Origin of the sequence: Nocardia sp. MH4, from assembly GCF_019266065.1 — a bacterium.
Classification (GTDB): domain Bacteria; phylum Actinomycetota; class Actinomycetes; order Mycobacteriales; family Mycobacteriaceae; genus Nocardia; species Nocardia canadensis.
This window is the reverse complement of the sequence record NZ_LPNR01000016.1, coordinates 1-7,539: the sequence shown is the minus strand read 5'-3', so window position 1 is coordinate 7,539 and position 7,539 is coordinate 1. Positions and strand designations below refer to the sequence as shown.

The window sequence follows — 7,539 nt, the reverse complement described above, 5'->3', positions numbered from 1 at the left end:
GCCGGGCCACGCGACGGGGCGGGCAGGGCGGCCGGTGGCACCAGTGTCGCCGGCCCGGCCGCGCTCGGCTCGACCGAGGACGCCGAGCCGGGCGCGGGCAGGGTCGGACTCGGCCGATCGGCGGGCGCGCTCGTGCCACCCGAATCGGCGCCACAGCCGGGGAGGAGCAGGGCCACCGCGCAGACCACGGTGGCCGGAATCAGCGCTGTCCGCATGAGCACCACTCCTCGCGATCGGTGCGCCCGACGGGCACCTCACCCCGAAAATGTATCGCGACCTGCCGGTTCAGGGTTTCCGTCGGTATCGGAGCGTTACCGGAAATAAATCAGCCGACATCCGGCGCGCCGTATGTCACCATGAATTCCACGCCGGTCAGTCGCGACACGGCGAGACCGACGAGACACCCCGAGAGGAGGAGACGGCCATGAAAACCCTTGCGCCACGGCGACAGTCCGAAAAGACCTACCGCCGCGCCGGTTCGGCCCACAGCGTGTCGAACGCGGGCCCCGATGCCATGGCCCGTCTCCGGTTCGCGCACTGACGCGGTAGCCGCTCCCCTTCGACCGTCGTTCGCCTTTCTCTCCCGAAACATGGTGATTCCCATGACGATCCGTCATGCCGTCGACCCGATGGCGCCCACCTCCGACACCTGGATACGCACCAGGGTGCTCGTGCTCAACGCCAGCTACGAAGCCCTCGACGAGATCACCGCCGACCGGGCCGTGACACTGCTGATCAGCGGCGCCGCGGAGACCGTCATCGAACGGGCGCCGCGGTTCCCGATCCGGTCCCAGCACCTGGTCATCGGCCTGCCGGAGACGATCCGCCTCGTGCGCTACGTCTACCTGGGCCACGTCGCCCCGGTGGGCGAGGACAGCCGCGCCACGCTGGCCGGCGTCCTGCGCCGTGACAAGCACCGTTGCGGCTACTGCGACGACTGGGCGCAGACCGTCGACCACATCCGCCCGCGCAGCAGGGGCGGACCGAACACTTGGGGCAACCTGATCGCCTGCTGCGGCCCCTGCAATACGAGCAAGGCCGACCGCACCCCGGAGGAAGCGGGGATGCGGCTGCTGTGGGAGCCCAAGGCTCCCGACCCGCTGGCCCGCACCCAGCGCCGGATCTGGAAGGAGTACGCGCCGTGACCACCGACCTCGCACTGACCGAACTGCTGACTCTGTCCGATTCCGGGCAGTGGCATCGCGCGGCCTGCCGTGGCGACCCGAACCACGAGGCGTGGTTCCCGTATCCATCGCAGGACTTCGACTACGCCCGCCGGATCTGCGCCGGTTGCCCGTTGCTCGCGGGGTGCACCGAGTACGCGGCGCAGACGGGCCAGTCGGGGGTCTGGGGCGGCCGTGAATACGACCGCGGACGGGTGATCCGCGAGTGACCGGCCGGGGCCGGGTGTCCGTCGTGACACCCGGCCCGAGGTCGTGACCAGCGCCGATGCGCATCGGTGTACACCGTGCGGCGGCCCGGTCACGACTCCTTAAACTTGCCACGTGGGTACTCATCGCAGCGGGACCAGATCTCGAAGTATCAGCAAAGGTCCGGTTATCGCGGCATCGGTACTCGTGCTGATACTCGTGGCCGTCTTCGCCTGGTTCCAGCTCAGCGATCGCGCCGCGAGCACCGACGTCGCGGCGGCCGCCGAATGCGTGGAGGGACCGGCGTCGCTGGACGTGACGGTCGACCCGGCGATCGCGGGCCCGGTCCGCGCCGCCGCCGATCGCTACAACGCGACCAAGCCGCGGGTGCGCGATCACTGCGCCCAGGTGAAGGTGTCGGCCCGGCCGTCGGCCGCCGTGGTGGCGGGGTTGGCCGATCCCGGGAAGTGGGACCCGGCGCTGGGACCCAAGCCGGGGCTGTGGATCGCCGATTCGACCCGATCGATCGAACTCGTGCGGGTACCCGGCCTGATCGAGGGCACGCCCGCCTCCATCGCCACCAGCCCGATCGTGCTGGCTGTGCCCGACGCGCTGCGCCAGGCCCTCGAACAGCATCGGATCGCCTGGTCCGATCTGCCACGCCTGCAACAGGGCTCGCTCGACGAGCTCGGCCTGTCCGGTTGGGGCGGCCTGCGGATGGCCCTGCCCGCGGGCGATGCCACCACCGCGGCGGCCGCCGCGATCGGCGGCGCGGTCTCGGGCACCGAACCGCTGACCGCGCAGGCCGCCGGATCCGGCCAGGTCGTGGCCGCGATCTCCGGACTGGCCGCGGGCGCCCAGACACCCGCCGACCTGATGACCGCGATGGCCGCCATCAGTGCCGACCCCACCGCCGACGAGGTGCACGCCGTCGCCGCGACCGCCCAGCAGCTCGGTACCGGCGGCCTGACCGCGTTCCGGCCCGTCGGCACCGCGCCGCTGGCGGACTATCCCGCCGCGCTGCTGTCGGGTCCCTGGGTCGACAAGACCCAGAACCTCATCGCCTCCCGTTTCATCGACTTCCTGCGCGCCCCGGAGCAGGCGGGCGCCCTGGCCACCGATGGTTTCGGCCCGGCTATCGGGTCCGCGCCGCCGAACCCGGACAAGGCGGCGCTGCAGAAGGTGCAGTCCACCCTGGCCGATCCTGTGCTGGGCGTGAACGCGACGGTGTTGCTGGACGTGTCGTCGTCGATGGGCACCGCCGAGGGCTCGACCACCCGCCTCGCGAACGCCGGCGCGGCCCTGGCCTCGACGCTGACGGTGATGCCGCCGGACTTCGGCCTCGGGCTGTGGACCTTCGGCAAGAACCTCGACGGCACCACCCCCTACAAGGTGCAGGTCCCCACCGGACTGCTGACCGACGCCCAACGCAATGCCGTCGGGTCGGCGGTCACCAGCACCAAGGCGACCCAGAGCGCCACCGATCAGGCCTACCCGAGCCTACTCGCCGCCTACCGTTCCGCGGTCGCCGCCTACTCCCCCGGCCGGACCAACTCGATCCTTGTCGTCACCGACGGTCCCGATGACGACTCGACCCTGACCGGCACCGCCCTCGTCGACGAGATCACCGCCGCGACGACCGCGGGCAAACCCGTCCGGATCGATGTCGTCGTGATCGGCGGTCAGGGCACCCAAACCCTGCAGACCCTCGCGCAGCAGACCAATGGCACCTATACCCGGGTCCCGACCAGCAACGACCTCGGCTTCGGCACCGCTGTCGTGAAGGCGCTCACCACGCCCTGACGCGTCTCACACGGCCGCGCGGACAACAGCATTCGTGCGCGCGGCCGACATCGTTGGTGTGAACCGACGCACCATCGGGTACTCGCATCCCACTGCGTTCGGTCCGATCCACGGGGGGGAGACGAGCCATGCCGACGTACCACGGGGCGCGGGTCGCGTTCCGGCACTGGCGCGAACGCGCCGCCCGGGCCGTCATCCTGGCCGCGCGCAAGCCGAATCACTACATCCTCACGGTCAGCACGGCCACCGCCGGGGTGTTCAGCTCGCTCGAGCTCGCCGACCCGGTCAAGCGGGGCATCGACGCGCTGCCGGTGGTCACCAACAGCGACTGGCTCGGTTTCGTCCTCTTCACCGTCGTGATCGCGGCCGGATTGCGCGGATTGTCGCTGGTGGTCGGCAGGCTCGCGGGCCGTGAACCGATCGACGTGCTGGCCGGGATCATCGACGAGAGCGGGCTGCTGCCCGACCTCACCTCGCACTATGGGAGACGTATGACCGGCGACAGCGATGCGACACCACAGCTCGACTACCGCGTGCGCCATCTCGACGATCGCGACCTGGATACGCTGTGCCAGATCAACCGGGAAGCCTTCGCCCGGTCCGGTTTCGCGACCCCGCTCGATCTGATCCGGCAGCGCAATCTCAGTGTGCATCAGGTCAATCCACTCGCTTACAGCCTGATCGAGGCCAGTGTCGACGGCACCTTCGTGCCGGTCGGCTTCTCGTGCATCCTGCCGCTGAACCGGCTGGGCGAGGCCGCCTATTGCCGGACCGGCGGGTTGACCGACGCGCAGCTGCGCGGTCTGCACCTGAGCAGGCCGGGCGAATGGTCCGACGCGGTGGTGCTGTTCTCGGTCGGTCTGCTCCGCGGGTTCCGCGGCAGGCTCGGCGCCAGCCCACTGACCATCTCGCAGATCTACATCGATCATCTCGCCGAGGTCCTGCTCGACATCCACACGGCCGACCCGGCCCGGCCGACCACCCGCGTCTACGCGCAAACCGAGCACACCGGCACCGGCGTCGCACGCCTGCTCGCCGCGTTCGGCTTCGCCGACACCGGCGTGGTGACCGGTGACGGCTATCCACTGCGGATGCTCGAGGTACCGCTGGGCACGATCGATGCGGCGACGGCACCGACCGCGCCCGGGCTCCGCGCGCTGCTCGAGCGGTTGCGGTCCTCAGCCGGGTGAGACCTCCACCAGCGCACCGGATTCCATGGCGATCCAGAGGTGGCCGCGCGGGTCGACAGTGAGTCCGTGCGGTTCAGCGCCGGGCAAGGTCAGGTGGTCGATCTCGCCCCCGGTGGTGATCCGGCCGAGCTTTCCGCTCGCCCATTCGGTGAACCACAGCGCGCCGTCGCGGCCCGCGACGATCGCGTGGGGGCGTGCGGCCGGGTCGGGCAGCGCGAATTCGGTGACAGTGCCGTCGGTCTCGATGCGCCCGATCGCGCCCGCCCCGATCTCGGTGAACCACACCGCGCCGTCGGGTCCGGCCGCGATCCCGACGGGGGCGGCGGTGGGTGTCGGCAGCGGGAACATCGTGAGTGCCATGGCCTGGTCGACCCGGCCGATCGCGTTGCCCTGATTCACCGTGAACCACAGTGCGCCATCGGATCCCGCGGTGATCATCGACGGCATCCCGTCCACGTCGACGTACTCGACGGTGCCGTCGGCGGCGAGCCGCCCGACCCGGCTTGCCTGCAACGCGGTGAACCACAGCGCCCCGCCGGGTCCGGCGCACACCCCGTAGGGTCCGTCGAGGGCGATGCTCGTGACGGCGCCGTCGAGGGTGCGCCGACCCAGCCGTCCGCCCTGGAATTCGGTGAACCACAGGGCCTCGTCGGGTCCGGTGACGATCACCGTCGGTTGTCCGTCGGCCGGCTCGAGCGGGAAGACTCGCACCTCGCCGTCGGCGTAGCGGCCGACAGCACCCTGGGCGACCAGCGTGAACCACACCGCGTCGTCCGGCCCGATCGTCACCCCGTACGGCGCGCCCGGCACCTCGACCACCTGCACGATGTCAGCCAAAGTCCTGAATTCCCTTCTGTATTCCCCGGAACCGCCGGCGCAGCGCCCGATCGTGCGAGACCACGACCACCGCGCCCCGATAGTCGCGCAGCGCGCGTTCCACCTCGTCGACCAGAGTGAGCGAGAGATGGTTGGTGGGCTCGTCGAGCAGCAGCAGATCGTGTTCGCCGGCGAGCACCCGCGCCAGCGACAGCCTGCGCCGCTGTCCCTCCGACAGGCTACCCACCGGACGATCCAGCAGGTCGGACGCGAACAGCCCGGTCCCCAGCAGCGCGGCCCGGCCGAACCCGTAGGTCTCGGTGACGCTGCGGTCCGGATCGAAACGTTCGTCCTGCCGCAGATATCCGATCCGGTCCGGCGCCGCCGCGTGGATCGCGTCGAGCAGCGTCGATTTGCCCGCGCCGTTGGGACCGTGGATCAGCAGCCGTCCCCGCGCGCCCAGCGTCACAGGACCGACGGTGAACTCCGCGCCCGACCCGGCCGCCGCGAATCGTCCACGGAACCGCAGCGGTTCGGGCGGGCAGGGCACCGGCTGCTCGCGCAACCGGCGCAGACGCTCGGCGGTCCGGCGCACCCGGGAAGCGACCGAGCTCTGGACCCGCCCGGCGTTGCGGTCGTAGGCCATCTTGTTGTTGTCGGTCATCGCCCGGCCGTGCGCCACCTGCAGGGCGGTCGTGGTCGCGAACTCCTCCAGCCGCCCGATCTCGGTGCGCCACTGCGTGTACGCCTGCTCCCAGCGCACGCGCGCGGCCGCCTTCTCGGCGAGAAATCCGCTGTACCCACCCCCGAACCGGGTCAGGCCGCGGTCGGCCACCTCGAGGATCGCGGTCACCACCCGGTCGAGGAAGATCCGGTCGTGCGAGACCAGCACGACCGTGCCGTTGTGGGTGCGCAGCCGGTCCTCGAGCCAGGTCAGCGCGCTGTCGTCGAGGTGATTGGTCGGTTCGTCGAGCAGCAGCACCTCCGGCGAGGCGGCGAGCAGACAGGCCAGGCCGAGCCGGGCCCGCTCCCCACCCGAGAGACTGTCGAGGCGGCGCGATCGATCGATCCCGGCCAGCCCCAGTCCGTGCATCGACGCCTCGACCCTGGCGTCGGCCGCGTACCCGTCCCTGGCCTCGAATCGGGTGAGCAATTCCCCGTACCGGTCCATGTCCTGCGCTTGGGCGGCGGCCTGCATCGCGCGTTCGAGCCCGCGCAGCTCCGCCAGCGCCTGCTCGACCGCCGCCTCGACGGTGTCGCCGGTCAGGGTCTGGGCGAGGTGACCCACGCCGCCGTCGGCGGTGACGGTGACGGATCCGGCGTCGGCGGACTCGGCACCGGCGAGCAGCCGCAGCAAGGTCGACTTCCCCGCGCCGTTCTCCCCGACGATGCCGACTCGCTCGCCGGGCCGGATGGTCGCGGTGATCGCGTCGAGTACCAGCCGGTCGGCATAGGACTTCGACACGCCCCGCATGGTTAGTTGAGTGGTCAAACAGCGCTCCAATCGCAACTTGTGTAGCTTTAAATGTACAAAGGCTCGCCCACTAACGCAACAGGAGTAGATTTTGGAACCGCAACGGCGCCCCGGTGGGCGCAGCGCCCGGGTGCGGGAGGCCGTCCTCGACGCGACGACGGCCGAGCTCGCCGAGCACGGCTACCAGGGCCTTTCCGTCGACGCCGTCGCGCAGCGGGCCGGGGTGCACAAGACCACCGTCTACCGGCGCTGGCGCGGTCCCGAGGGCTTGGTCGCCGACGCACTCGACCGCGCAGCGGGCCTGCCGTGGGCGATCCCGGACACCGGCAGTCTCACCGGCGACCTGCGCGCCCTCACCGAGCTGTTACGCACCGGCTTCACCGATCCCGAATCAGCGCCCGTGGCAACCTCTTTCATCGCGGCCGGCATGCAGCACCCTGCCGCCGCCGATGCCCTGCGCGCCTACTACGCCGCCCGGCACGCCGAGGCGGCGGTGATCGTCGACCGGGCGATCGCGCGCGGTGAACTCGACGCAGCGGTCAGCGGAACCGAAGTCGTCCGGTTCGCCGTCGCGCCCCTGTTCCACCGGCTCTTCGTCACCCACGAACCGGTCACTGCCGACCACGCGCGCCGGGCCGCCGACGCGGCGGCCGTGCTCGCCCGATCAGGGCTGCTGACCGAGGAGACCGGCTAGTCCTCGGCACGCGCACCGCTACCGACGCCGACGGGCCCCGCCGAACAGTGTCGGCGGGGCCCGTCGGCGGAATGATCAGTCCTCGTACGCGTCCAGCGGCGGGCAGGGTACCTCTACACCAAGTTATGCCGTGACGCCGAGCCGACCGGCCAGAGCACGCGACTCCCGCTCGACCATCTTCCCGCCCTGCGT

7 protein-coding genes and 1 pseudogene are annotated in these 7,539 nt (G+C 70.9%); 5 read left to right on the top strand and 3 right to left on the bottom strand.

Translation table 11 applies throughout. From position 1 onward, the window contains the following. Positions 1 to 215: pseudogene (locus ATM97_RS00310) on the bottom strand (serine/threonine protein kinase); the annotation flags it as partial. A 387-nt stretch (positions 216 to 602) separates the two neighbouring features. On the opposite strand from ATM97_RS00310, the gene ATM97_RS00305 reads away from it, so the two are divergent. From ATM97_RS00305 to ATM97_RS00290, 4 genes are all read left to right on the top strand, one after another. Next, entirely contained in the window at positions 603 to 1,145 is a 543-nt protein-coding gene (locus ATM97_RS00305; RefSeq protein ID WP_218715876.1) for an HNH endonuclease, read from the top strand. Beyond that, positions 1,142 to 1,393, top strand: a complete 252-nt coding sequence (locus tag ATM97_RS00300; protein WP_019046786.1) for a WhiB family transcriptional regulator — start codon at positions 1,142 to 1,144, stop codon at positions 1,391 to 1,393. The genes ATM97_RS00305 and ATM97_RS00300 overlap by 4 nt, the downstream gene beginning before the upstream one ends. A 184-nt stretch (positions 1,394 to 1,577) precedes the next feature. After that, positions 1,578 to 3,173: a VWA domain-containing protein gene (locus ATM97_RS00295; RefSeq protein ID WP_308248317.1), complete on the top strand. Its 1,596-nt coding sequence runs from the start codon at positions 1,578 to 1,580 to the stop codon at positions 3,171 to 3,173. A gap of 128 nt (positions 3,174 to 3,301) precedes the next feature. Continuing rightward, entirely contained in the window at positions 3,302 to 4,363 is a 1,062-nt protein-coding gene (locus ATM97_RS00290; protein ID WP_218715874.1) for a hypothetical protein, read from the top strand. Here ATM97_RS00290 and ATM97_RS00285 read toward each other — a convergent pair. After that, the gene (locus ATM97_RS00285) at positions 4,352 to 5,200 is read right to left on the bottom strand and encodes a virginiamycin B lyase (protein ID WP_218715873.1); all 849 of its coding nucleotides are present in this window, start codon (positions 5,198 to 5,200) and stop codon (positions 4,352 to 4,354) included. The two genes, ATM97_RS00290 and ATM97_RS00285, sit on opposite strands and share 12 nt — an antisense overlap. Beyond that, complete coding sequence (locus ATM97_RS00280) at positions 5,193 to 6,671, bottom strand: ABC-F family ATP-binding cassette domain-containing protein (RefSeq protein ID WP_255586516.1); 1,479 nt, start codon at positions 6,669 to 6,671, stop codon at positions 5,193 to 5,195. Before ATM97_RS00280 ends, ATM97_RS00285 begins: the two co-directional genes overlap by 8 nt. Before the next feature lie 73 nt (positions 6,672 to 6,744). Here ATM97_RS00280 and ATM97_RS00275 point away from each other — a divergent pair, with 73 nt between their 5' ends. Further along, positions 6,745 to 7,347 carry a TetR/AcrR family transcriptional regulator gene (locus tag ATM97_RS00275; protein ID WP_255586515.1) on the top strand — a complete coding sequence of 201 codons (603 nt, stop codon included), beginning with the start codon at positions 6,745 to 6,747 and terminating at the stop codon, positions 7,345 to 7,347. Positions 7,348 to 7,539 lie beyond the last annotated feature (192 nt).

Bases quoted from the DNA above. Each gene is read 5' to 3' on its own strand.
- ATM97_RS00305 (WP_218715876.1), top strand. From the start codon at position 603: ATGACGATCCGTCATGCCGTCGACCCGATGGCGCCCACCTCCGACACC.
- ATM97_RS00290 (WP_218715874.1), top strand. From the start codon at position 3,302: ATGCCGACGTACCACGGGGCGCGGGTCGCGTTCCGGCACTGGCGCGAA.